The 23,208-nt window shown below is 59.6% G+C and carries 22 protein-coding genes and 1 pseudogene; 8 read left to right on the top strand and 15 right to left on the bottom strand.

From position 1 onward, the window contains the following. Positions 1–296 precede the first annotated feature (296 nt). Complete coding sequence (locus FHT77_RS25195; protein WP_183757553.1) at positions 297–488, top strand: hypothetical protein; 192 nt, start codon at positions 297–299, stop codon at positions 486–488. 95 nt (positions 489–583) lie between these two features. Here FHT77_RS25195 and FHT77_RS25200 read toward each other — a convergent pair whose 3' ends face one another. Next, positions 584–1,132 (bottom strand): cupin domain-containing protein, encoded by a 549-nt coding sequence (locus FHT77_RS25200; protein WP_183757554.1) that lies wholly within the window; start codon positions 1,130–1,132, stop codon positions 584–586. 143 nt (positions 1,133–1,275) lie between these two features. On the opposite strand from FHT77_RS25200, the gene FHT77_RS25205 reads away from it, so the two are divergent. Further along, complete coding sequence (locus FHT77_RS25205) at positions 1,276–2,610, top strand: aspartate aminotransferase family protein (protein WP_183757555.1); 1,335 nt, start codon at positions 1,276–1,278, stop codon at positions 2,608–2,610. 171 nt (positions 2,611–2,781) lie between these two features. Here the strand turns inward: FHT77_RS25205 and FHT77_RS25210 are convergent, their stop codons facing one another. Further along, positions 2,782–3,246, bottom strand: a complete 465-nt coding sequence (locus tag FHT77_RS25210; RefSeq protein WP_183757556.1) for an Lrp/AsnC family transcriptional regulator — start codon at positions 3,244–3,246, stop codon at positions 2,782–2,784. Between the two features lie 130 nt (positions 3,247–3,376). On the opposite strand from FHT77_RS25210, the gene alr reads away from it, so the two are divergent. The 3 genes and pseudogenes from alr to FHT77_RS31970 all read left to right on the top strand — a co-directional run bounded on the left by alr (position 3,377) and on the right by FHT77_RS31970 (position 5,611). Continuing rightward, on the top strand, positions 3,377–4,501 hold the full coding sequence (gene alr / locus FHT77_RS25215; protein ID WP_183757557.1) for an alanine racemase: 1,125 nt from the start codon (positions 3,377–3,379) through the stop codon (positions 4,499–4,501). Positions 4,502–4,530: 29 nt separating this feature from the next. Continuing rightward, positions 4,531–4,767, top strand: a pseudogene (locus tag FHT77_RS25220) (FAD-dependent oxidoreductase); the annotation flags it as partial. Positions 4,768–4,798: 31 nt separating this feature from the next. Then, complete coding sequence (locus FHT77_RS31970; RefSeq protein WP_312859772.1) at positions 4,799–5,611, top strand: Dyp-type peroxidase domain-containing protein; 813 nt, start codon at positions 4,799–4,801, stop codon at positions 5,609–5,611. Between the two features lie 38 nt (positions 5,612–5,649). Here the strand turns inward: FHT77_RS31970 and FHT77_RS25230 are convergent, their stop codons facing one another. The 3 genes from FHT77_RS25230 to FHT77_RS25240 are packed head-to-tail and all read right to left on the bottom strand — an operon-like array spanning position 5,650 to position 11,160. Next, positions 5,650–6,828, bottom strand: a complete 1,179-nt coding sequence (locus FHT77_RS25230; RefSeq protein ID WP_183757558.1) for a catalase family protein — start codon at positions 6,826–6,828, stop codon at positions 5,650–5,652. Then, positions 6,825–8,660: a GMC family oxidoreductase gene (locus FHT77_RS25235; protein ID WP_183757559.1), complete on the bottom strand. Its 1,836-nt coding sequence runs from the start codon at positions 8,658–8,660 to the stop codon at positions 6,825–6,827. The genes FHT77_RS25230 and FHT77_RS25235 overlap by 4 nt, the downstream gene beginning before the upstream one ends. 10 nt (positions 8,661–8,670) lie before the next feature. Beyond that, positions 8,671–11,160, bottom strand: a complete 2,490-nt coding sequence (locus FHT77_RS25240; protein WP_183757560.1) for a hypothetical protein — start codon at positions 11,158–11,160, stop codon at positions 8,671–8,673. A gap of 263 nt (positions 11,161–11,423) precedes the next feature. On the opposite strand from FHT77_RS25240, the gene FHT77_RS25245 reads away from it, so the two are divergent. From FHT77_RS25245 to FHT77_RS25255, 3 genes are all read left to right on the top strand, one after another. Then, complete coding sequence (locus FHT77_RS25245) at positions 11,424–12,110, top strand: RibD family protein (RefSeq protein WP_183757561.1); 687 nt, start codon at positions 11,424–11,426, stop codon at positions 12,108–12,110. Positions 12,111–12,231: 121 nt separating this feature from the next. Beyond that, positions 12,232–12,387, top strand: a complete 156-nt coding sequence (locus tag FHT77_RS25250; RefSeq protein ID WP_183757562.1) for a hypothetical protein — start codon at positions 12,232–12,234, stop codon at positions 12,385–12,387. 91 nt (positions 12,388–12,478) lie between these two features. Further along, a complete protein-coding gene (locus tag FHT77_RS25255) occupies positions 12,479–13,312 on the top strand; it encodes a cyclopropane-fatty-acyl-phospholipid synthase family protein (protein WP_183757563.1) in 834 nt (277 codons plus the stop codon). A 283-nt stretch (positions 13,313–13,595) separates the two neighbouring features. On the opposite strand, the gene doeB is transcribed toward FHT77_RS25255, so the two are convergent. The 10 genes from doeB to FHT77_RS25305 form a co-directional block, all read right to left on the bottom strand. Further along, positions 13,596–14,594 (bottom strand): N(2)-acetyl-L-2,4-diaminobutanoate deacetylase DoeB, encoded by a 999-nt coding sequence (doeB, locus tag FHT77_RS25260; protein ID WP_183757564.1) that lies wholly within the window; start codon positions 14,592–14,594, stop codon positions 13,596–13,598. Between the two features lie 6 nt (positions 14,595–14,600). Further along, positions 14,601–15,782, bottom strand: a complete 1,182-nt coding sequence (gene doeA, locus FHT77_RS25265) for an ectoine hydrolase DoeA (protein ID WP_183757565.1) — start codon at positions 15,780–15,782, stop codon at positions 14,601–14,603. Positions 15,783–15,814: 32 nt separating this feature from the next. Then, entirely contained in the window at positions 15,815–16,807 is a 993-nt protein-coding gene (gene eutC / locus FHT77_RS25270; RefSeq protein WP_183757566.1) for an ectoine utilization protein EutC, read from the bottom strand. Then, positions 16,804–17,805, bottom strand: a complete 1,002-nt coding sequence (gene eutB, locus FHT77_RS25275; RefSeq protein WP_183757567.1) for a hydroxyectoine utilization dehydratase EutB — start codon at positions 17,803–17,805, stop codon at positions 16,804–16,806. Before eutB ends, eutC begins: the two co-directional genes overlap by 4 nt. A 4-nt stretch (positions 17,806–17,809) precedes the next feature. Then, positions 17,810–18,589: an ectoine utilization protein EutA gene (gene eutA, locus FHT77_RS25280; RefSeq protein ID WP_183757568.1), complete on the bottom strand. Its 780-nt coding sequence runs from the start codon at positions 18,587–18,589 to the stop codon at positions 17,810–17,812. Between the two features lies 1 nt (position 18,590). After that, a complete protein-coding gene (ehuD, locus tag FHT77_RS25285) occupies positions 18,591–19,250 on the bottom strand; it encodes an ectoine/hydroxyectoine ABC transporter permease subunit EhuD (RefSeq protein ID WP_183757569.1) in 660 nt (219 codons plus the stop codon). A gap of 2 nt (positions 19,251–19,252) precedes the next feature. After that, on the bottom strand, positions 19,253–19,912 hold the full coding sequence (gene ehuC, locus FHT77_RS25290) for an ectoine/hydroxyectoine ABC transporter permease subunit EhuC (protein ID WP_183757570.1): 660 nt from the start codon (positions 19,910–19,912) through the stop codon (positions 19,253–19,255). A gap of 66 nt (positions 19,913–19,978) precedes the next feature. Then, complete coding sequence (ehuB, locus tag FHT77_RS25295) at positions 19,979–20,818, bottom strand: ectoine/hydroxyectoine ABC transporter substrate-binding protein EhuB (protein ID WP_183757571.1); 840 nt, start codon at positions 20,816–20,818, stop codon at positions 19,979–19,981. A gap of 45 nt (positions 20,819–20,863) precedes the next feature. Further along, positions 20,864–21,649, bottom strand: a complete 786-nt coding sequence (ehuA, locus tag FHT77_RS25300; protein ID WP_183757572.1) for an ectoine/hydroxyectoine ABC transporter ATP-binding protein EhuA — start codon at positions 21,647–21,649, stop codon at positions 20,864–20,866. Positions 21,650–21,770: 121 nt separating this feature from the next. After that, positions 21,771–23,156 carry a PLP-dependent aminotransferase family protein gene (locus tag FHT77_RS25305; RefSeq protein WP_183757573.1) on the bottom strand — a complete coding sequence of 462 codons (1,386 nt, stop codon included), beginning with the start codon at positions 23,154–23,156 and terminating at the stop codon, positions 21,771–21,773. Positions 23,157–23,208 lie beyond the last annotated feature (52 nt).

Below are 23,208 nucleotides of genomic sequence, written 5' to 3' on the forward strand. Positions count from 1 at the left end.
GGCTTTAGTCCGCCGCTTGGGCGGAAACGCGATGAAATCAGGGATAGTGGCAAGCAACCCGCCGTGATCGGCACGGCGTGGTATAGGTCGACGGACAACAGTCGACAACCAGAGCCGCGCCGGGTCTCGATCATCAATCGCGACAATGCTGTCTCCGCATCCACGTCGGCGCTGGAGGCAGGGTGCAAGTCGCAGAACACGGCAAAACTTCGTCTCGTGGCTCGATTGCGCCTTGGTCTGGTTGTAGACTGGGTCTGCAAAACGTTCGGTTCAACCTGTTACAATTGGGAAGATACATGCCGAATTTCATCGTAATAACAACGACGCTGGTGACCGCAAGAGATCAGCAGGAAGCCGCCGAAACAGCATTCGCCAAAATCGTCGGGGCCGCAAGCTCAGCCTTCGACGTCAAGACCGAGGAAGGTGAGACAACCCGCGTGGCATTGACGGTAGACCAGCGCAAGAAGTTGCTGAAGACGACCCCCTGATGATGCGGTTGCGCTGATGCTGACTCGAACGGCGCCGCGCTTGATTGAACCGGCGAGCAGTGAATGCCGCAGCTTCCGCTCGCTAACCATTTCCCTCAAAAGGTCGGCGGTGTGCATGCGCTTATCACCTCGCAGGCGACGGGACCGACACATCGGAAACTGTGTGGCCTGCGACTTTCGAAATAATAGGCGTCACCGGGCCCCAGGATACGGCGCTCGTTATCCACGGTAACCTCAAGCCGGCCTGACAGCACGATTCCCCCCTCCTCCCCCTCATGAACCAGCGGGACCTTCCCGGTGCCGGCTCCCGGTTGATAGCATTCCTTCAGAATCTGCAGGCTGCGACCGAACAGGTTTTCTCCTACCTGGCGATAGGAGATCGCACCCTTGCCGATCTCCACCAGCTCCTCTGCGGCATAGAAAGCCTTCCGTGGCGCTTCGGGTTCAAAGGCAAAGAACTCGGCAAGGCCGATCGGGATACCGTCCAGAATCCGCTTCAATGCCCCGACGGAAGGATTTGTGGAGTTGGATTCGATAAGCGAAATCGTGGAATTCGTCACGCCTGCCCGCTTCGCAAGCTCGCGCTGGGAGAGGTTGTGTGCCGTCCGGACAAAGCGAAGTCTATTTCCGATATCGACAGACACGCAGTTCTCCTGTTTCAGGTGTTCTATATACCGAAACATGTCGACTACATCGATCGGAAAAACAAGGCGTTAAATTTTCCTAGAAAAGGACTTGTTGGAAAATAAAAAATTACGCAATCCAGGCTATCTCAACGGAGGCAGCAATGGATCACACCCCCAAGTCAAATCGCCCGGCGCTCGAAAATTTCTGGATGCCTTTCACGGCAAATCGCCAGTTCAAAGCGGCTCCGAGACTGTTGGCCGGCGCTGACGGCATGTATTACACGGATGTGGATGGCAACCGGGTTCTCGACGGCACCGCAGGCCTTTGGTGCTGCAACGCCGGACATGGCCGCAAGAAAATCACACAAGCCGTTGAACGCCAGCTTTCGACGCTCGATTTCGCTCCCACCTTCCAGATGGGTCATCCAATTGCATTCGATTTTGCAACGAAGCTCGCAGCGATCGCGCCGGGCGGACCGTCTGCGGGCCTTGATCGTTTGTTCTACACAGGTTCCGGTTCCGAATCCGTCGATACCGCGTTGAAAATTGCGATCGCCTATCAGCGTGCCATTGGACAAGGTACCCGGACCCGGGTGATCGGCCGTGAAAAGGGCTACCACGGAGTCGGCTTTGGCGGCATCTCCGTGGGAGGTCTCGTCAACAACCGCCGCGTTTTCCCGCAAATCCCCGCCGACCACATGCGGCACACACTCGACCTCGACCGCAATGCCTTCTCGAAGGGGCTTCCCGCTCATGGTGTTGAACTCGCCGACGATCTCGAACGCCTGGTTCAACTGCATGGTGCGGAAACGATCGCAGCGGTGATTGTTGAGCCAATGTCCGGCTCGGCGGGCGTAATCCTGCCACCAAAAGGCTATCTCGAACGTATTCGGGCCATCGCCGACAAATACGGCATACTTGTCATTTTCGATGAAGTTATCACTGGCTTCGGCCGGCTCGGAAAGCCATTTGCTACGGATTACTTCGGAGTCATTCCCGACCTCGTGACGACCGCCAAGGGCCTGACAAACGGTACCATCCCGATGGGTGCCGTGTTCGCCAGCCGCAAGGTCTATGACGGCCTGATGACGGGCCCGGAAAACGCAATCGAGCTCTTCCACGGTTATACCTATTCCGGCCACCCTGTTGCCTGCGCAGCTGGCATCGCCACACTGGAAATATACGAAGAGGAAGGGCTCCTCACCCGCGCTGCCGAACTCGCAGGCGAATGGGAAGACGCGCTGCATTCCCTAAAGGGTCTGTCGCACGTGATCGACATCCGAAACCTCGGCCTCGTCGGCGCGATCGAACTGGCTCCTCGAAACGGAGCCCCGGGAACACGCGCCTACGATGTTTTCGTTGACTGCTTCAACAAGGGCCTGCTGATCCGGGTAACAGGGGACATTATCGCCCTGTCACCACCGCTGATCGTCGAAAAGGAACAGATCGGCACCATTGTTTCGGTCATCGGCGATGCCTTGAAGCGTGCAGCCTGATGGAAGGGGACTCCCTTCTTGGGGCTGGCCCCCTTCCATAGTGCCTTGCGGTTCGTTCGTCTGAGAGGCAGCGGTACTGACCGTCCGGATCCGGACGGGCCCTGGACAATCCTGACGGGTCAGAACGCCAGAAGATCAGCCAAGAGCACACTCTCGGCCACTCCCCGTTTCCTACGCTCTGTGCTTCGGCCGCGCGCCGAGCACATCGCGTATCGAAAAACTCGAGTGAATTCGGAGAACGCCCGGCATTCTGGCGAGGATATCCTTGTGTATCCGCTCGAATTCGACGGCATTGGCGACATCGACCCGCAGGAGATAATCGGAGCCTCCCGTCATCAGGAAGCATTCCCTGATCTCAGGATGCTTGCGGACTGCGGCCTCGAACTTGTCGAGGTGGTCTTCTGTTTGCCGTTCCAACGTGATGTTTATGATGACCGCGATCGTTGCTTCGGCATTGCCCGTATCAACAAGAGCCGTATAGCCGCGGATGACACCAGAGCGTTCCATGATCTTGATGCGCCGCAGGCACGCGGACGGCGAAAGGCCGACCTCTTCAGCGAGCTTTGCATTGCTCATGCGCGCATCGACGCGCAGGAGCCTAAGAATGTTGCGGTCGATCGCATCAAGAGCGGCCATGGTGATTTCGTGCAAATGTTGATCGAAAATTCGATCTAGCCGAAAATATTGCAATCATCCAGCACAAAACGCTCTGCAATTTCATCGATTATTTCATAGTCTGCCCTTCAACAATGGGGACATTATGAACATGGGCGGGAATGATGCGCGCGTCGGATCAGCCTCTCTGCAGCATTCACAGAGCGGCTATCTTACCATCGACCTCGGTGCGCTGGGGCGAAATTATGATCAGTTGTCCTCTGTTGTGGCTCCGGCGAAGGCCGCAGCAGTCGTAAAGGCGAACGCCTACGGCCTCGGCGCGAGGCAGGTTGCGAACGCGCTTTACGAAAGAGGCTGCCGCAATTTCTTTGTCGCGCAGTTTCCTGAAGCTTTGCTCCTGCGGGAATTCATCGCCGAAGACGCTGACATTTTCGTGTTGAACGGCCTGCAGCCTGGAGATGAGGGCGCATGTGCCGAGGCCGATATCGTTCCCGTCATCAACAGCCTGGAGCAGTGGCATCAATGGTCGAGCGCAGCGCGCAGCGCAGCGCGCAGGCTGCCCGCGGTTCTGCAATTCGACACCGGAATGTCGCGGCTTGGGCTGCCTCCCTACGAACAAGCTCAACTCGCGGGCCTGATCGGCGTCTCCGAGATCGATGTCCGCTTCATCATGAGCCACCTGGCCTGCGCGGACGATCTCGGCTCCTTGCAAAACGCTGATCAATTGCTTGAGATGCAGCGGCTGTCCGACGATTTCCTCGGCCACGACGTGTCCTTCGCCAATTCAGGCGGTGCCTTTCTCGGCCGCTCCTACCACGGCGCGCTCGCACGGCCTGGCATCGCTCTTTACGGCGGCGCGCCGTCTGCTGGTACGAAGAACCCGATGGAGCCGGTTGTCAGTCTCGACGTTGCGGTCGTCCAGACACGCGTCGTGCCATCCGGCACCAAAGTGGGCTATGGTGGCGCCTTCGTTGCAGGCCGCGAAATGCGGTTGGCCACAATAGGAGCGGGTTATGCGGACGGGCTTCCACGCAGTCTCAGCGACCGCGGAGCGGTTTACTACAATGGCATCCGCCTTCCGATCGTCGGTCGGGTTTCGATGGACAGCATCACCATCGATATCTCCGCCCTGCCTGCAACGTCGATAACCCACGGCACGCTCGTCGAGGTCCTCGGCCCCAATCAATCTCTGGAAGACCTGGCGCGGGATGCCGGCACCATTTCCTACGAGATCCTCACCGGTCTCGGAACCCGCTATCACAGGCAATATCGCTGACCCGCGGGGTCTGCAGTTTTGGAACGATCATGAAAGTCATTGTACTCGGAGCCGGCATCGTCGGCGTTACGTCTGCCTATCAGCTCGCCAAGAGCGGCCATGAGGTCACGGTCGTTGACCGGCAACAGGGACCAGCGCTTGAAACCAGCTTTGCCAATGCTGGTGAGGTGTCCTTCGGCTATTGTTCCCCCTGGGCCGCACCCGGTATTCCGATGAAGGCGATGAAATGGCTCTTCATGGAGCACGCACCGCTCATTCTTCGACCCAGTGCTGGGATACACCAACGAATACGGGCTGGTGACCGACCGGCCGTTCGTGCCGGAGCAAGCCGATCCACATGGCGTGCTCCGGGCGTTTGTCGGTGACGACAGGCGTGACCTGGGCGCAAACGGGTCCTACCTGGTGATCCGGCAGCTGGAACAGGACGTCACAGGTTTCTGGCAATTCCTGGAAAGCGTTGGCGGTTCGCGCCAGGCGGCCGAGCAGCTTGCCGAAAAAATGGTCGGGCGAGCAAGATCCGGTACGCCCCTTGCCGCCGTTGAAAGCAAGGCCTCGACCGTCCATGAACCATCCAACGACTTCGATTTCGATGGTGATCCGGATGGGATCACCTGTCCCCTCGGCGCACACATTCGTCGCGCCAATCCGCGCAACGCCGACATCCCCGGCGGTACGCAAAGTCGGCTGTCCGGCCTGCTTCGTCAGCTGGGGCTTCCCAGGCCGCTTCCACGAACAGACGTGATAGCATCAGCACGCTTCCACCGCATTCTCAGGCGGGGGCGCAAATATGACCCGTCGCAGGAGACCGGCGACATGTCGGGCGGCCTCTACTTCGTCTGCCTCAACGCCAATATTGCGCGGCAGTTCGAATTCATCCAGAATGCATGGCTGGAGAGTTCGAAGTTCGGTGGGCTTTCCAGCGAGTCCGATCCGATTGTCGGCAGCCGTGTGCCTCTGCTGGATGGATCGCGCACCGACAGTTTCACCTGCCAAACCAACGGCGCGCCGAACCGGATAGAGAGCCTCCCGAGTTTTGTCACCGTGCGCGGCGGAGCCTATTTCTTCCTGCCCGGACTGAGGGCGCTCCAATATCTGGCTGCATTGCCCTGAGAATACCTATTTGCATCGGTTGCCCGAGGTAGACACACTCAAATGAATGTCTCGGAGCCGGTCGGTTCGACATGCGGCACAGCATTCATCGTCTGACGCAGGGTCGACAGTTCCTGGTAGATGCGCTTGCGCGCACGATTCTGGTTTCCGAGCGGCCTGTGCTCGGCCAGCGCATGCCAGGGGTTGAACGAAAGTCGATCGGCAAAAGCAAGCTGGGCGGGACTGTCGAAAACCTGGCGCTCAAGGACAAGCGCTGCCGCCGGTATTGGCGGCGAAAGGCTTTGCGACCAGATGATCGAGGCGTCCTCGATCGGCATCGACGACGGATCCGTCTGCACCTGGATGCGGAATTCAAAACTGGCCGGCCCCTCATTCAGCGTCGCAGCCATGGCCTCGCGAAGGTAATTGTCAGGCGGTCGCCCAGGCAGGTTCGGAACGCGCGTCCGGCTGGTACGGACAGGGTGGATCGAGTAGCGCATTGCCTGACCGGCGCCCAGAAGATACGGAACACAGCTCCAGTATTCAGTCTCGAGAGGGCTCGTCTGCGTTCTCGCCCAAAGTCCCTGCATGACTGCGTCGAGAAGATGTGGATCGCCTGGATTGACAAAATAAAACAGCGGCAGACCGCGATTGATCCACGTCTGCAGCTTGGCATTTTCAACCACGTTCGGGGTGGTGAAGGTTGGCGTGCTGATGCCGGTAAAGTCCTGGGTGAATTGTTCGTCGTCAAGACATTTCGCTCCATCGACCCCCATCAGCTTGATGCCGAAGCTCAGCACACCGACATCGTCAATATCAGGAGGCAGGCCCGGACCGGGCCCGGCAAAACGGACCCAGGCCGGAAACTCCCGCGGCGCGCTGAAAACCCCCTGGCGCATCGCATCAGGCAGATCAGGCCGGACGATGAAGCGACCGCGAACGACACCGTGGGTCTTGGTGTTGCCTGCGCGCTGGTAACCGCCCGGGCGATAGTGCGTGGACATATATGCCGACATTTCCTTTATGATCTTCTCGACGCATTCGTCCTCCCCGGCAAGGGTCTTTTCCATCGCCGGCATTGACGGTGCGCGCCCGCGCGTAGCCCTCAACCAGGCCTGGGCCAGTCCTGCGATGGGTGGACGCAGCAGCCTGTCCACGGGTGGGCGAATGAAAGGATCAATTCTCCGTTCGAGGTTGAGAAGCCGTACCAGGCCATCGTGCAATTGCTTCCACGTCAATGCCTTGCCTCCATCCGGTGACTTGCATCCTCCCGGATCATTTCGGCTGCCTTCTCGCCCACCATGCACACGGCGCTCGCAATGAAGAAGCCAGGAATACGCGGAAATACCGATGCATCGGCCACATAAAGGCCCTTCGTGCCGTGCACGCCAAGTCGTCGATCGACAACACCGCCCTGTTCCCTCGTTCCAATCGGACATGTGCAGGACGCGTGGTGACCCCAGGCATTGGCGCGCACATGCTGGATGAGCTGCTCATCGCTCTGCAATTCCTCTCCTGGCGTCTCCTCGGCCACGACCAGCCCGAATGCCTTCAGCAGGCGTGAAAGCCTGCGGGCAAAGCGAATGCCGGCAACGACCGCCGTCAAGTCAGAGGCAGCGTTGCCGCTGCCCTCCTCGAAATAGCGGAAGTCTACAAGGGGCGTATCGCGGGGATCAGAGGATCGCAGTGTCACCAGACCGGCGCGGTTCTCCGTGTGAGCTTTCAGGACGGCCCAGGTCAGGACATTGTGCCTGCGCGCGACGAGTTCGGAATAGCCGGGAAAATAGCCTCGGAAATCGCCAAGAAGTGCCATCGCAAAGAGGTCCGGAAGCTTCCTGTCCGGAGTGGAGCGGCGCACGACCGCCATCGCGGCACCATTGGAGGTATACATGCCGCTACGCTTTTTGAGCCATTCGCCATACAAGGGATCGCCGCGCTTGAAGCGCGCTCGCTCGAGGGCCTTCCACGGCCACCGTATCCGATTGACGACGCCGATCTCGTAGCGATCCTGCAGGTTCCGTCCGACGCCTTGAAGGTCGACGCGCACGGGAATGCCGTGCTCCCTCAGATGCTCGGCCGGACCGACGCCAGACAGCATGAGCAGCTGCGGCGTGTTGAACGCTCCGCCGGCAAGGATCACGCCAAGACGGGCATGCGCCTCGTGATGGTCACCCGCATCAGTGCACGGCACCGGACCCGCGCGGTAGAGTCCACGTCCCTTGAGGAATGAAACGCCTGTAGCCCGATTGTCGACATCGAACAGAACCTGTGACACGAGGGCATTCGTTTCAATGCGCAAGCGGGATGGATGATCACTTGCCACCTTGAGCAAGCGCTCGCGTGTTCCGACCCGCCTGTGGCCGGCGGTCGAAAGCGGCGTATAGAAAAGCCCCTCAGTTCCGCGCCTCACCATGGATCGGTCGTTAGCATCCGCTCGCCCGCCCAACAGGGCGCGCAATGCTGCCAGGGGTCGCTTGCTGATGGCGATCGCGGCCACCGCCGACGTGAACAAAGTCACCCTGAGGAGGCCGTCCATCACAGCCTGCAAGGGCAGTGCCCGCTCCGTCTGCAGCCAACCGTCCCAGCCGTGACCGGTCTTTGCAATTCCGATTTGCGACAGGGCCCGCCAGATTGGCCGGTGACGGCAATTCTCGATCATCCCGAAGTAGCGCTGCATGGCGTTTGCCGACCAGGTCTCGTCCCCGGTCAAGGCTGCAATCCCGTCCCAGTCCGCGTCGTGCGGCTGAATGAAGATCATCGCGTTGTGAGCCGTACATCCGCCAATCGCGCTCGCGCGGGGATAGAGCACGTCTTCTGCATCCGAAGAGTGTCTGACCCGAAAATTCCAGGCGATCGCCGGGTTCTCAGAGGCGAACGGATGGAATGCGGGAACATCGTATTCATCCGCAAGCCTGTCGCCTCCGGCAGAGCGTGGATCCTCTCCAGCCTCAAGAACGAGAACGCGGCATCCGGCCTCCGCAAGGCGCGCGGCAACCGTTCCGCCGCCGGCACCCGCTCCGACGACAATATAGTCGAACTCCTCGCCACCCATGCTGCTCGCGGCTTCCATCTCAAACCCATCAAAAGGTCTTCAGGAATTCGATGAGGGCGCGCTTGTCGTCGTCGCTGAGCGGTGGCTCGCTACCAAACGCCTTCTCGTCATCACTGAGCCCGTCGACGTCGTTGAAGGCCGCTGTTCCGAAATAGTGGCCCCTGTTGACCTCGAAATCGGTACACTTGTCGAGCGCCAGCATCGCAGGCCCATGTTCGGCGAAATGACGACGCAGTTCCTCGTCACTGGCGTTGTCAGGCACCGAGGCAAGCGAGGCTTTGAGCCCGTGCAACAATCCGACAAGGCGCGCGGTATGGTCGACGGCCTGGACTGGATCGTGCGTCTCTGCCAACGGCCGAATATTGGCGATAAGATTGACAGGCACGCCCTGGGGAATGGGTCCGATGGTGATGTCTCCGCCTTGCGTCACCAGCCATGGCAGCCAACGATGGAGAGTGCCTTGGAGCGGTCGCAGGATCTCCGGCACAAAACCCTGCGGCAAAGTTATGAGACTGCGTGCGGTCGTACGGTCGATCCTGTAGACCCCGTCCTTTCCAAGCACAGTGTCCTTCACCCGTCTTTCAGGCCATAGCATCTGCTCGATCGAAGCCTGGAAAACCTTCATGCGGGCATCGACCGAAGGACTTTCATCGAATGGTCCGACGGTATTGTTGAGGAGATACGGACCGGTCGACCACAGGCTGACCAGCGAAGGAACACGGGTATAACCGCGTCCTCCGTCGGGCATTGCAAAGGGTCGGCGCTGACCTTGAAACGGATCTCGTACGGTGATTGTCCCGACCGATGGCAAGTGCTTGTAGGACTGTGACGAAAAGTTGTCCCATATATTGCCGGCAATCGCGTTTGTCGCCAGCGGGCTGCAGGCGTTGGTCCTTAGCAGCGTCACCGGGATGCGCAGTTCGTTCGACAGGAAATTGTCGTCGAGGAAGTCAGGCTGAAGCACAATCTGGGTCATCTGCTGCTTGTAATCCGCAGTCTTCGTCCAACCCCAATAGGACTTAAAGCAGTCGATGTAGCCTGGACCATTGCATTGAGCCAGATTGAGACCCGCGGGCAATGGCGGCATCTTGCTCGAATGGCAGCGGGCACACGTGGTCGCGAAAACCGACCTCCCGCGCATGAGGACAGCTTGGTCATTGCTGAGGTAGGCAGCGCCCCCGGGGGCATCCTTCAGAAGATCCGGCCGAGTTGCCTTCAGGAAGAAGAGCGCAGTAGCAGGTGTCATCATCTCCGTGGCCTGCCAGTAGCTCGACTGCTTCTGGGCATCTGCGATCTTGATTGGCGAAATAGGCTTGCCGCCGACCACTGCATTGAAGTGCAGAAGCCATTCCTCACTGAAGAGGCCGATGTTGAGATAAACGCGATTGAGTGCTCCAAGCGCTCCCACTGCGTCCGATCCATCCTTCAGCACACGCGGGGTGAACACTGTGTCGGGCGCGACAAAGGACTGTATCAAGGGTCCCTCATGCAGGTAGTCCTTGAACTGCTTGTTATCCTGTTCGCCCCCGGCAATCGTTTCCTTCCCGAGTTGCTGTGCCAGCGCCAGGCGGTTTGATACGTTGTAGATCGCATTCATGGTGCGTGGATTGTTGATATAGTCTGTGGACACTAGGGACGTATCCATCGCCCCGGGGCGGTAGGTATGGACCAGCTGGAACATGAAGTTCGACTTGTCGGCCGAGTAGATGAACAGCCTGTCGACCCACATGTACTGGGCACCAACCGTCGAGCTCAGGTCCGCCCATTGCGGATGTTCTGGATCTGCCGGAGGGTGAACCGGGCTTGGCCCGATATGGCAGAAGCCGCAGGACATGCCGACCCGATACGGACGCACGAGGTTCTTGTCGTTATAGTAGGTGGGGTCGTTGTAATAACGATTTCCGTCCCATCGCTCCGCTGCGGCCTTGTCGAATTCGGGATTGGGAAACAGTCGCAGGCCAACGATGCCGGACGGCTCTCCATAGAACGAACCAAGTGGGACGGTGTTTCCGCGCGCGCCGATCGCAACACCCGGATACTTCTCGGCGTTGGCGAACGGATCGGGCGGACAATCGGATCGGCGCACATCGAGCCGCAGCCCGTATTTCGGATCTGGCGCCGTGGCCTTGTCGAAACATGGTTCGTTCAGGAGGCCAAGAACCTTCCATCGCGTGTCGCGATCAGAGCTGACGATCTTGAGGAGATCGAAGCTTCCGAAGGTGGCCTTGGTCATGCCATCCCAGAAGCGGTCGTTGCCACCGGACCAGACGATCCAGGCATTACGCCCTTTGATCTCGTCTCCTGTCAGGGCAACGCCACGGTCCATGTCATGAAAATAATCCTCATCCGCAGCTGGGAACGAAGCCGCATTGCGACCGGCAGCCTTCGCCTCGTCGGCAACATTGCCGGAGCGAAACGGCGGATACCACCAGTCATGGATGACCGGATAGAAAATGAGCGCGACCGACAGGAGAACGATGACACCCACGCCAACAAGGATGCGAAAAAGCCACTTCACGTCACGCCCCCCGGTATCAGGCGCGTGGTGTAGGGTCTACCCCCTTAATGCGCCCGCGCTTTCATCTGCTTCATTCCGGTCCGCATTCGCATCGACTTCTCTCCAATGTAACGAAGTTCGCCATGAAGTAGAAGAAAATTTATCGCGACACTTGAAGAACCCCCCATGCCAGCGTGCGCCACCGCCCCAGGTCCCTCAGGCGACTGCCCTCGTCCCGCTCGTTCGACTGGCACTCGCTCCTGGCTTTCGCTCGTGCTTTGGGCATGTTGACCTCGCCGGACGGGAGCCTTCATCCAAGCCGCTGGACGAAGAGCCCCGATGGAAGCAAGGCTGATTGGTCGTCTCTCTATGAGAAGGTTCAGAAGGAACTCGGCGGAAACGCCTGGATGGTTGGGCGCGTAACGATGGCCGAAATCTCGAAAGCGACGGCTCATCCCCCAGCCGTCCCAGCAAGCGCCAGGCGGCCCACACATTTTGCCAGGCCGGATGCAGAAAGCTTCGCAATCGCGCTCGACCCTTCCGGAAAATTGCATTTTGCCGCCGGCGAACTCTACGGCGACCATGTCGTCGTGCTGCTCGGCTCCGACGTATCGGATAGTCACCTGGCGGAACTGGCCGCTTACGGTGTTTCCTATGTCGTTTCCGATGGACCTGATATTGATGTGGGCGAAATGCTCGATGTGCTCGGTGAAGAACTTGGTGTTGACCGCATCGTTCTTGAAGGCGGGGCGCGGATCAACGGTTCGCTGATGACGTCGGGTCTTGTCGATGAACTGAGCTTGATCGTCGCCCCGGCACTGGAATCAAGGCGGGGAAGCGACAGGGTCATCGAGTTTGGCGAGGAAGGTCTGGCGGGTAAGGTCGAGCTGTCGCTGATTGAATGCACTCCCCTCGGGAACGGTGCGCTTCATCTTCGCTATGCGGTTCTGAAGCAGAGCGGCGCAACCTAGTCGATCAGCGAGCCATTGGGTCAATTCAGGCAAGCGCCCCTGTTGCCTTGATAGAGGAAGCCTGACAATTGTCGGGCTCCCGTCGGTCCGGCATGATAGAGACAGCGAGATCCCCTCAACATTGGCAAGCCAGTTCCCGCATCGCGTCGCGCGCCACGTGAAAGCTGCCAGCAGCGTCAGCGATATCGTGAAGGCCTCCGTACCGGAAGAACTGGAATCCTACGGCGTGCGTGCAGCAACCGGTAGGGGACTGACCGCGACACGCGAACCGCGCTGAGGGACGCGACAATCGACCGGATTGACCTCACCCAGTCTGCCGGCTGTATATTAGCTGCATTGAATGTTGTCATGACGCATTCGGGGCTGCCATGAGCGAACAGGACGCCAGTCAGACAAGCGATGGAAGCGGATTCTATGGTCCGCAATATTCCCGTACAGACGGCCACCTTGCAGCGGAAATACGCCGGGAGGTCTTCGGCGACGACATCGGCCAGGAGAGTTGGCGGTCCAGCGCCGAGCAACACGAAATTGGCAATTTCCTGGCCCTTAATGGTGAAAGCCGTGTGCTCGATGTTGCATGTGGTGCCGGCGGTCCATCCTTGGCGCTTGTCGAGCATTTGACCTGCAGCCTGGTCGGACTCGACCTCGAAGCCGAAGGCGTCGCGCACGGCAACGCGCTTGCCCAGCAGCGTGGCCTCGCCGACCGGGTTACCTTTGCGGTATGTGATTGCAGCGCCAAGCTGCCGTTCGAAGACAGCAGCTTTGACGCTATTCTCTGCATCGACGCGCTCTGTCATCTGCCGAACCGTTTTGAGGCGATCTCCGATTGGGCCCGCCTGCTTTGCGCCGCCGGACGCCTTGTCTTTACCGACCCGTTCGTGGTTACCGGTGCGCTTTCCAAGGGTGATGTCGACGGGCGTTCGGCATTGGGGGCAAACCTTTTCTTCGTTCCGCCGGGGCTGAACGAGGAGGCGATAGCCGCAGCCGGATTAAACCTCCTCAACAGGCTCGATCGCGCCGATGCAGTCGCAGTGATCGGCTCCCGCTGGCATGACGCTCGACATCGCCGGGCCGATGTTCTCCGCCGCGAAGAAGGCGACGCGTTTTTCGAGCGACGCCAGTTGATGCTGGCGACAGCTGCAAGGCTCGCCAAGGACAAGCGCCTGTCGCGCTTCCTTTACGTCGCCGAAAAGCCGCTATGACGTTCCGGAAGGAACGCAAATTCCGGCGAATGACGACAGCAACAAAATGCACGCCGGCCGCCACCGATGCGCTAAAGCTTCATATTTGCGCCGGAGGCACCGCGCCAGCATATGGCTTGCAGTGCCAGGCAATGGCCTTCATGCGGTCGGCGATGCATGGCGCGTCTGCCGCCAGCATGTCATCATGGGCGCACTGGTCGTGTACCATTGCCAGATTGTCATCAGGCGTTCGCGGCCATTGCGACCGTGCCCGGTCAAGCCTCGCACGAGATCAGGCTCCGGCCTACTGCGCGATAACCGCCGCGCAGTCTCCCTGCTTGATCAAGCCTGGAAAATGGCGAGCGGCGAGAATGCCATCCATCTTTGCCACCAGCCCAACCGGCGGCTCGCCTGTCCTTCCGACAGGATGAATCTTGACGACGACGTCGCCTTTCCTGACGCGCTCACCGAGGTCAACGGAGAACTCGGCAAGGCCCGCGCTCTCGCTGAAAATGAAACAGTCGCTATCCGGCATATCGAGCCATTGTGTCGGTTTATGATCAATTTCGCCGCTCACGACGCCCGCCCGTTTGAGCACGTTCATGACGCCGCGCTTGGCGATCGCTGCGCTCAGCGCCGTTGCCGTACCGCCACCCCCGAGCTCGGTCGTAACGAAGATCTTGCCCATCTCCTCGGCCGCAGTGTCGTACATGCCGACCGCGTCGATCTCCAGCATCTTCATCGAGTATGGAGCGCCGAAAGCTTCCACGAATTCGAAGCCCTTCCTCTCCTGATCCTTGTCCTGAAGGATGTGGGCAGCGCAGAACGGCAGAAAGTCAAGCGTCTTCCCGCCGGAGTGAAAGTCAAGAACGATGTCGGCAAGCGGCAAGAGCGTGCGCTGGAAGTAATCGGCAATCTTTTGCGTAACCGTGCCGTCCGGTCTGCCCGGAAAGCTGCGGTTCATGTTGCCCTTGTCGATTGGAGATGTCCTCGTTTCGGCGGCAAACGCCGGATAGTTCATCGCCGGAACGATTATGACGCGACCGCTGACGACCTCAGCCTGCAAAGTCCTTGCGAGATCGAAGAGCGCAATCGGCCCTTCGTATTCATCACCGTGATTGCCGCCCGTCAGAAGAACCGTCGGCCCTTCCCCGTTCTTTATGACGGAAATCGGAATCATGACCGACCCCCATGCCGAGTCATCGCGACTGTAGGGCAGCCTGAGGAAGCCGTGCTGGATGCCCGCGGCATTGAAATCGACCGTCGCGCTGATCGACGACGGACGCAAATTCGTCTCACTCATCGCCGATCAATCCTTGACCATCAACTTGCGCGGAACATTGGCGAGGCACTCCACACCACTATCGGTGATCAGGATGCTTTCCGTCGTCTCGAAACCCATGTCCTCGAGCCACAGGCCGGTCATGAAATGGAACGTCATGCCGGGCTTCAGCTCGGTGCGGTCGCCGGGACGAAGGCTCATCGTGCGCTCGCCCCAATCCGGCGGATAGGACAGACCGATCGGGTAACCAGTGCGGTTATCCTTGACAATGCCGTACTTCTTCAGAACCGCGAAGAAAGCGTTGGCAATGTCCTCGCAGGTGTTACCAGGCCTGGCGACCGAAAGACCGGCTTCCATTCCCTCAAGCGTTGCCTTCTCGGCGTCGATGAAGGCCTGCGTTGGCTTGCCGAGGAAGACCGTGCGAGAGAGCGGCAGGTGGTAGCGATTGTAGCAGCCGGCAATCTCGAAGAAGGTGCCCTCGCCACTCTTCATGGGCCGGTCGTCCCAGGTGAGATGCGGGGCCGAGGCTTCGACGCCTGAGGGCAGCAGCGGCACGATCGCCGGATAGTCCCCGCCAATACCATCGACACCACGCGTGCCGGCATCGTAGATCTCGGCGACCAGATCGCACTTGCGCATCCCGACCTCGATCTTGTCGAAGATGCGCGCATGCATGGCTTCGACAATGCGGGCGGCATTGCGCATGTACTTGATCTCGGTCGGGCTCTTGACCGCTCGCTGCCAGTTGACGAGTGCCGTGGCATCCACAAAGCGGGCGTTTGGGAGATGCTTTTGCAATGAGGCAAATGCAGCTGCCGAGAACCAGTAGTTATCCATCTCGACGCCGATCGAAAGCTTTGCGAAGCCACGATCAGCGAGGATGCCCGAGAGGTAATCCATCGGATGTCGCTCGGTCGATTGCACGTAGTGGTCAGGATAACCGATGATGTTCTCATGGCTGAGATAGGCGGTCAGCTTGGCGCCGTTGGCATCTTGTCCGCGGCCGAACCAGATTGGCTCGCCTGACGGCGGAACAATCACGGCCTGATGGACGTAAAAGGACCACCCGTCGTAACCCGTCAGCCAGGCCATGTTCGAGGGGTCGCTGACAATCAGCAGCTCGACGCCCTTTGCTTCCATTGCCTTGCGGGTCTTTTCCAGCCGAAGGCTGTATTCGTCGCGCGAAAATTTAAGATTCGGTTCACTCATGCTCGTCCCTCCTTGTCCGGTGCAGCACCGGATCAGCTTTCGAATGTCATGCCGGCCCGGGCGGCTGCAGCCCGCGAAAAGGCGAGCGTGGCGATGGCGGTATCCTGGATCCCGGTCCCGGTCAGGTCTGCAATGGTGATGCCTGAAGCGTCGGTCCGACCGGCCACCCGACCGGCAATAATCTGTCCGAGCTCCGGGAATTCGGCATACTCGCCGACCAGACCGATCGAGATTGCGTGATGCAACTCTCCAAGCCGACGGGTCTGCTTCAGGCTGTCGGCAACATAGGGTGACGCCATCGCAATCGCCGCAGGTTCGACTTCGTTCTTATGTTCGGCATCCGACCCCATGGCCGTCAGATGCTGGCCCCGCTCTAGCCATTCAGACTGGATGATCGGCCGTTGCGCAGGAGTGGTCGTCACGATAATGTCGGCGCCGCGAACCGCGGTCCTCGCATCGACGATCGCCTCGACCCCAATTCCGAGCTTTGCCGAACACTCGGCCGCAACCGCCTGTGCCTTTTCGTGATCGCGCGCCCAGATGCGCGCATTGGTGATGGGGCGGACGAGCGTCAGCGCCTCGAGCTGCAGTTTTGCCTGCATGCCGGCACCAAAGATGGCCGCGACCGTTGAATCCTCGCGCGACAGATGTCGCGCCGCCACTGCGCCCGCAGCAGCCGTTCTCACATCCGTCAGATACCCATTATCGAGCAGCAGAGCTTGTACGAGCCCCGTCCGGCTCGAAAGCAACACCATCATTCCGTTCGTGCTCGCCAGGCCGATCTTTGGATTGTCAAAAAATCCCGGGCTGATCTTGATCGCGAAGCCGTCGACACCAGGGACATAAGCCGTCTTCACATCGACCTCGCCCCGATGCTCGGGAATATCGAGCCTCAGGATCGGTGGCATCGACACGGCCTTCGTGGCAAGCGCCCTGAACGCGTCCTCGACGCAACCGACGGCCTCCAGGTCCAGACTGATGATCTTTCTGAGATCAGCTTCGCTAAGAATCACCATCGAGCTCATGCGGCGCACCTCCCCGAAAGAGCCGTTGCACCGTTGATCACGCGGCGATGCAGGTCCATGTCAACGTTCCTGCCAGAGAGAATGACGACGATCGGCCCGGATGGAGTGATCTTGCCCGCCAGGAGAGCGGCGATCCCGACAGCGCCGGCGCCCTCCACTATCTCGCGCTCAGCATCGTAGGCGTGAAGCATGCCCTTTGCGATTTCGCTCTCGGACAGCAGAACGACATCGTCGAGCAGATCGCGGCACATGGCAAAGGTCAGCCGGTTCGTAAGGCCTATGCCGCCGCCAAGCGAGTCCGCAAAGCTCTCTTCCTCGATAACCTCGACGGGCCTGCCGGCATCGATGCTTGCCTTCATGGCAGCGCCGTGCTCCATCGAAATTCCGACAAGACGGATCGCCGAATTGATGGTCTTCAACGCAGCAGCCACTCCCGATGCAAGGCCGCCACCCGACAGCGGCACGAGAACGGTGTCCACATCCGGGCAGTCCTTGAAAATTTCCAGGCCGAGCGAGGCTTGACCGGCGATCACGCGCTCGTCGTCGAACGGAGGGATCCCGACGAGCCCCTCTTCGGCGACCAGTCGGTCGACCTCACATTGGGCGTCGTCCTGCGAGTTACCGACGATGCATATCGTCGCGCCGAGGCGGCGGATCTCCGTGATCTTGTTTTCCGGTACGAGCCGCGACATGCATATGGTCGTGGCAGTTCCTGCTGCTCTGGCGGCATGGGCAAGGGCTCGCCCGTGATTTCCCGTCGACGCGGCAACGATCCCACGCGCTCGTTCCTCTGCGGTCAGCGACAGGACGGCGTTGGTTGCCCCCCTGAGCTTGAAGCTACCGGTCGTCTGGTGGTGCTCGAGCTTCAACTTCACAGGGCAGCCGGTGATCTTGCTCAAGGCATTCGATGAGACGAGCGGCGTGTTGCGCACGTGCGGAGCGATACGTTCCGATGCGCGCATGATATCCTGAAAACTGACCGTGGACGCAGCGGGCATGGCATCAGTTTCCCGGAACCGGAAGCGTCATCAGACTGGCGAAGCCTCGATCGGCCCTCTTGTCGCCGCACAGACTGAGGCACGCCCATGCCGTTGCAAGATTACTGCTGACTACCGGCTTTCCGACTTTCTTCTCAATGCTGCCGGCGACCCCGGCGGCGCGAAGGGCCGTGCAGGAAATGAACAGGGCATCAGACCCCGGCGCCATCGCTTCAACAGCGAACGCTTCAATCTCGTCCGGTGCAATGCGTGCCATTTCCCTGTCGTCGGAGAAACCGAGGCACGTAAACCTGTCGATCTCGAAGCCGAGGCCTGTGAAATACTCCGCCATGGGAACGGCTGTCTCGGCGACGTAGGGCGTCAGGATCGAGATCCTTCGAGCACCGAATGCCTTCAACGCACGCACCGAGGCTGCCGTCGGCGTCACGACCGGAACGTCGGGCTTTGCGGCATTGATCGCCTTTTCGATCTCGCCGTCACCGATCACCACGGACGCGGACGTACAGGAATACATGATGGCGTCGAGCGGCTCTCCAGGCAGGATAAGGCCAGCACCTGCCGTCAGGGCCGGCTGCATCTTCAGGAGATTTTCTGGCGTCGTCGGATTGGCATAGTGGATACGGCTCACGTAAATGCCAATGCGATCACTGGCGACCATGCGCTGGAAGTCGACTTCCGTGGTATGGTCGGTTGCCAGGATGATGAGCCCGATCCGCTTTGCAAGCGGCCGATCGTCGAGACGCGGACGGCGGGTTGCCATGGTGATGTCGTTGTTCGTCGTCATATCAGTCGTCCATCCGGGCATAGCGTTCCTCGAGCCAGCGCAAGCCGATCACGGAAATGAGGCTGATCACGAGGAAGAAGACGCCGACGAGTGTCATCGGTTCGATATAGCGGTAGTTGCTATTGGCAATACTCTTTGCTTGGTTCATCAACTCGAGGACGGTAATGGCCGACAGCAACGGCGTTTCCTTGAACATTGCTATGAAATAGTTGGCGAGCGCCGGGATCATCGGAGGGATCGCCTGCGGCAGGATCACATGGATCCAGGTCTGGCGTTCGGTGAGATTGGCCGCCTTGGCAGCTTCCCACTGTCCCCGCGGCACATTCTCGATACCGGCGCGATAAACTTCCGCAGTATAGGTGGCATAGTGCAGCCCAATGCCGATCACGCCGGCAACCAGCGGCGCAAGGCGGATCCCTATGTCCGGAAGAACATAGAAGATGAAATAGAGCTGCACGAGCAGCGGTGTGCCCCGAATGAATTCCGAGAAGAAGCCCACACCGCGCGACAGAGCCGTGATCTTGGACCGGCGAGCAAGCGCGATTGCAAGGCCGAGGACCCCCGCCACGATTGCGCCGAGCACCGTCGCAAGAATTGTGATCCTGAAGCCTTCGAGGAGGGTCGGCATGATCTGCCAGACAAAGTCCCAATCCCATTCCATTGCTAGGCCCTCACGCCATCAAGACCGCGCGTCATGCGGTGTTCGAGCCACCGCATGACTGCTGAGATCGCGAGCGCCATGAGGAAGTAGAGAACCAGAATGGTTGCAAACGGGATCAGCGTGCTGCCGGTCTGGGCCCGTACGACCTGCGCCTGGAAGGTCATGTCGGTCAGCGAAATCAGCGAAACGACAGCAGTTCCCTTGAGAAGCTCGATGGCATTGTTACAAAATGTCGGTAGCATCAATGGCAGTGCCTGCGGCAGGATGATGTAGCGCATGCGCTGGAAACGGGAGAGGTTGAGCGCGATGCAGGCCTCTGTCTGCTCGCGTCCGATTGCCTTGACTGCACCGCGAACGACTTCGGCACCATATGCCCCGACATTGAGCCCAAGCGCCAGGACGCCCGCCTGCAGTGGCGTCAGTGTGACGCCGGCAAAGGGCAGGACGAAGTACACCCAGAAAAGCTGCACGAAGATCGACGTTCCACGGAAAAATTCGATGTAGGCCGTGGCTAGCGCCCGTACGGCAAAAAACCGTGACAGTCGCGCCAGTCCCGCGATGAACGCCACGACCAGGGCCAGCGCTGATCCCATGAAGGTGAGTTCGACCGTCACCACAGCGCCTTGAAGTATCAATGAGAGGTAGCCGGACCATACCGACATCAAGTCGCATTCCTTGTTGCTGTCCTTCGAAACCGGCTCCGCAATGCGGAGCCGGTGCGACCGAACTTACTTTGCTGCGCAGAGCTTATCGCGGGTCGTCGACATTGCGGCCGCAGCCGAGAAGCCATAGGGTTCGATGATCTTGGCGAACTCGCCGGATTCCTTCAGCTTCTTGAGCTCGACATCGTAGGCATCGCGTAAGGCGACATCCTGCTTGCGGAACGCGGCTCCGTCACAATAGACGGGAGCGCCGACAACAGGGGCAACCGTTTCGAGGTTCGCGTCATTGGCCTTGGCGATCAGATCATGGATCGACAATACCGGCAGCGAGTAGGCATCGATTCGACCGTCCTGCAACATCTTGATGCCGCTCTGGCCGTCCGGCACGACGATGACGCGATCGCGCGGAACACCTGCTTCGAGCGCCAGCTTTTCTTCGGTGCCACCACCTGGCGCGCCGATCTTCGCATCCGGATTGCTGGCAATGTCCTTGAAGCTCGAAAGCTTAAGCGGATTGCCTTTCTTCACCGCGAACGCCTCCGCGTCGCATAGCATCGGTTCGGAATAGGCAACTGCGGCACAGCGCTCGGGTTTCATGAAGAGACCCGCGGTGATGACATCGTGGCGGCCAGCCTGCAGGCCCGGGATCATCGCGCCATATTCCGAGATGGAGGCGACGACGTCCTTGACACCGAGACGCTCGAAGATAACCCGCGCGACATCGGGTGCAGCACCCGAAACCTTGCCGTCTGCGCCGACCGCCGTGAATGGCGGCTCGTTGGCGATGGCGATGCGGGCAAAGCCCTGTTCCTTGAGCGCCTCAAGGTCGGCCGCGTGGGCCGGTATTATGGCTGCACCAAACGCCGTGGAGAGCGCAACGGCACCTAGGATAATTGTTTTTCTCATGTTCCCTGCTCCTGGTTTCTTGAATTGTCGACCTTCGCATGGCGGTCAGATGCGGTGTCCGGCCGCTATGATCTTTCGCAGGAAGCTTTGCGTGCGCTCCTGCGTGGGATTTCGGAAGATGTCGTTGGGCTTACCCTCCTCGACGATCCTGCCTCGGTCGAAGAACAGGACCCGATCGGCAAAGTCGTGCGCAAAGCCCATCTCGTGGGTGACGAGCAGCATCGTCATGTCGGTTTCCGACGCAAGGCGCCTCATGACGTTCAAAACCTCCTCCACAAGCTCGGGGTCGAGTGCCGAGGTGATTTCGTCGAACAGCATGATCTTCGGAGAGAGGGCGAGCGCACGCGCAATCGCAACGCGTTGCTTCTGGCCGCCAGACAATTGGGCAGGAACGCTTCTGGCCTTGTCAGCCATTCCGACCATCTCGAGGAGTTCCATGGCGCGACGCTCCGCGTCTGTCCGCTTGATCCCCTTGGTAAGCATTGGAGCGAGCGTCACGTTGTCGAGGACGCATTTGTGGGGAAACAGGTTGAAGTGCTGAAAGACCATGCCGATACGTTCACGCATCTTGTGTAGGTGGCGTTCGTCGGCCGCCACCAGATCCTTGCCGCGCGGCATGTGATAAAGCTGTTCGCCGTCAACCTCGATATGACCGCCGCTGATCGATTCCAGTGTCATCAGGATACGCAGGATGGTTGTTTTTCCCGATCCTGAAGGACCGATCAGGGCCAATTTCTCCCCCGGCATGACCTCCATCGATAATCCGTCGAGCACGGTCAGCGGACCGTATCTCTTGACGATGTTGTCGATGCGAATGATCGGGGTCGGCATTCATGTCTCTCCCTGTTGAGACAGCAATGCGCTAACGATGGAGATGGTTCCAAATCATGTCAATTCGCAAAATAATATCATGACAATTATTCTGCAATCGCCCATTCGGAGGGCAAATAACTCAAATTGCGAGCAGCAGGGCCTCAGGACTTCCTTGTGCAAGGGACGCGACGATGCCAAGCCCCGTTCGCAGTTCGCTTTCGTTGGTCGACCCGAGGGAAATGCGCACGGCCGGCGTCCATCCCTGTTCGGCTGTGCGGAATGAAGTGCCGGGTGCAATCGCAACGCCGTGGAGGCGCGCCTGGGAAACGAAGGTTTCCTCCACGTGGCCGCCGATAAGTGGCAGCCAGACGTGAAGGCTCTGCGGATGGTCGCGATAGGACAGGCCCGACAGCATCTCCGAAGCGATTCTGTGCCGGCTCTTAAGTGCCTGACGCTGCCAGTTGACCAGGTCGAGTGCGGTTCCGTCGCTGACCCAGCGCGTTGCGATCTCGGCAATCGCCGGCGTCGCCATCCAGTTCGAGACGAGATGACGATTCGCAACGGCAGCCACGTAACGATCCGGAGCTGCGAGGTATCCGATCCGCAGTCCCGGCACTGTTATCTTTGTGAAGCTCGTGACATAGAGCGTCCGCTCCGGTGCAAAGGCCGCAATGGGGGGCGCTCGATCTTCCACCATCGGACCGAGAATGTCATTTTCTATGATGGCAATGTCATGCCGGGCAGCGACTTCTGCGAGCTTCCGGCGGCGCGTTTCGCTCATCAGCGCCGCCATCGGATTGATCACCGAAGGCTGCAGAAACACGGCACGGATCGGCCCCTTGCGGCATGCCTCGTCAAGAGCATCGGGAATCATGCCCTCTTCATCGATCGCAAGACCTTCGAGATGAAGGCCGAGATAGCTTGAGAGTGGCACCAGTGTGTGGTGACTGATCGCTTCGGTTGCGATCGTCGATCCCGGAGGCGCGACGCTCATCAGGGCAACGGTCATGCCTGACGTGGCGCCGTTCGTCAGGCTGATGTTCAGGGGCGATACCTCAAGCCCGCATCGGGCAAGCCATTCGGCGGCGACGACACGGTGGCGCGGAAAGATCATGTTCGGACGGAACGAAAGGGCCGAGCTCGATGGCAGGTTTTCGGACAGCCAGCCGAAGGCCTGGCGCATCTTTTCGAGATGGATCTGTTCGCAAACCGGCTTAAGGATCGAGAGATCGATCACCTCTCCGAGGCGTTCCGGCAGATAGGGAGGCTCTGGCTCGCGTGGTCGCGTCTGCACGAAGCTCCCCCGACCGATCTCTCCGGAAAGCAGTCCGCGCCGGATCAGTTCGTCATAGGCACGGCTGACGGTTTGAACCGAGAGCTTCAGGTCGTCGGCCATCTTCCGATGAGGGGGAAGCCGCGCGCCGTCGACCAGTTTGCCGTCCGTAATGGCGCTGGCAATCTGCTCTGCAAGCGAAAGATAAGCCGGCCTTCGAAGCTGGGACGGGTCGGGGCGCCAGTTTGTCATGATTTAGACAGTGATAAAAATCAGTTCAATTGACAATGGCAAAATGCACACC

It is taken from the genome of Rhizobium sp. BK181 (assembly GCF_014193305.1).
Taxonomy (GTDB): domain Bacteria; phylum Pseudomonadota; class Alphaproteobacteria; order Rhizobiales; family Rhizobiaceae; genus Rhizobium.

Excerpts from the sequence above, each read along its gene's own strand:
- FHT77_RS25205 (WP_183757555.1), top strand. The coding sequence starts at position 1,276 with ATGGATCACACCCCCAAGTCAAATCGCCCGGCGCTCGAAAATTTCTGG.
- eutB (WP_183757567.1), bottom strand. The coding sequence starts at position 17,805 with ATGCCCGCTGCGTCCACGGTCAGTTTTCAGGATATCATGCGCGCATCG.
- alr (WP_183757557.1), top strand. The coding sequence starts at position 3,377 with ATGGGCGGGAATGATGCGCGCGTCGGATCAGCCTCTCTGCAGCATTCA.
- doeA (WP_183757565.1), bottom strand. The coding sequence starts at position 15,782 with ATGAGTGAACCGAATCTTAAATTTTCGCGCGACGAATACAGCCTTCGG.
- eutA (WP_183757568.1), bottom strand. The coding sequence starts at position 18,589 with ATGACGACGAACAACGACATCACCATGGCAACCCGCCGTCCGCGTCTC.
- ehuA (WP_183757572.1), bottom strand. The coding sequence starts at position 21,649 with ATGCCGACCCCGATCATTCGCATCGACAACATCGTCAAGAGATACGGT.
- FHT77_RS25245 (WP_183757561.1), top strand. The coding sequence starts at position 11,424 with ATGTTGACCTCGCCGGACGGGAGCCTTCATCCAAGCCGCTGGACGAAG.
- FHT77_RS25255 (WP_183757563.1), top strand. The coding sequence starts at position 12,479 with ATGAGCGAACAGGACGCCAGTCAGACAAGCGATGGAAGCGGATTCTAT.
- FHT77_RS25235 (WP_183757559.1), bottom strand. The coding sequence starts at position 8,660 with ATGGAAGCCGCGAGCAGCATGGGTGGCGAGGAGTTCGACTATATTGTC.
- ehuC (WP_183757570.1), bottom strand. The coding sequence starts at position 19,912 with ATGTCGGTATGGTCCGGCTACCTCTCATTGATACTTCAAGGCGCTGTG.
- eutC (WP_183757566.1), bottom strand. The coding sequence starts at position 16,807 with ATGAGCTCGATGGTGATTCTTAGCGAAGCTGATCTCAGAAAGATCATC.
- doeB (WP_183757564.1), bottom strand. The coding sequence starts at position 14,594 with ATGAGTGAGACGAATTTGCGTCCGTCGTCGATCAGCGCGACGGTCGAT.
- FHT77_RS25305 (WP_183757573.1), bottom strand. The coding sequence starts at position 23,156 with ATGACAAACTGGCGCCCCGACCCGTCCCAGCTTCGAAGGCCGGCTTAT.
- FHT77_RS25195 (WP_183757553.1), top strand. The coding sequence starts at position 297 with ATGCCGAATTTCATCGTAATAACAACGACGCTGGTGACCGCAAGAGAT.
- FHT77_RS25210 (WP_183757556.1), bottom strand. The coding sequence starts at position 3,246 with ATGGCCGCTCTTGATGCGATCGACCGCAACATTCTTAGGCTCCTGCGC.
- ehuD (WP_183757569.1), bottom strand. The coding sequence starts at position 19,250 with ATGGAATGGGATTGGGACTTTGTCTGGCAGATCATGCCGACCCTCCTC.
- ehuB (WP_183757571.1), bottom strand. The coding sequence starts at position 20,818 with ATGAGAAAAACAATTATCCTAGGTGCCGTTGCGCTCTCCACGGCGTTT.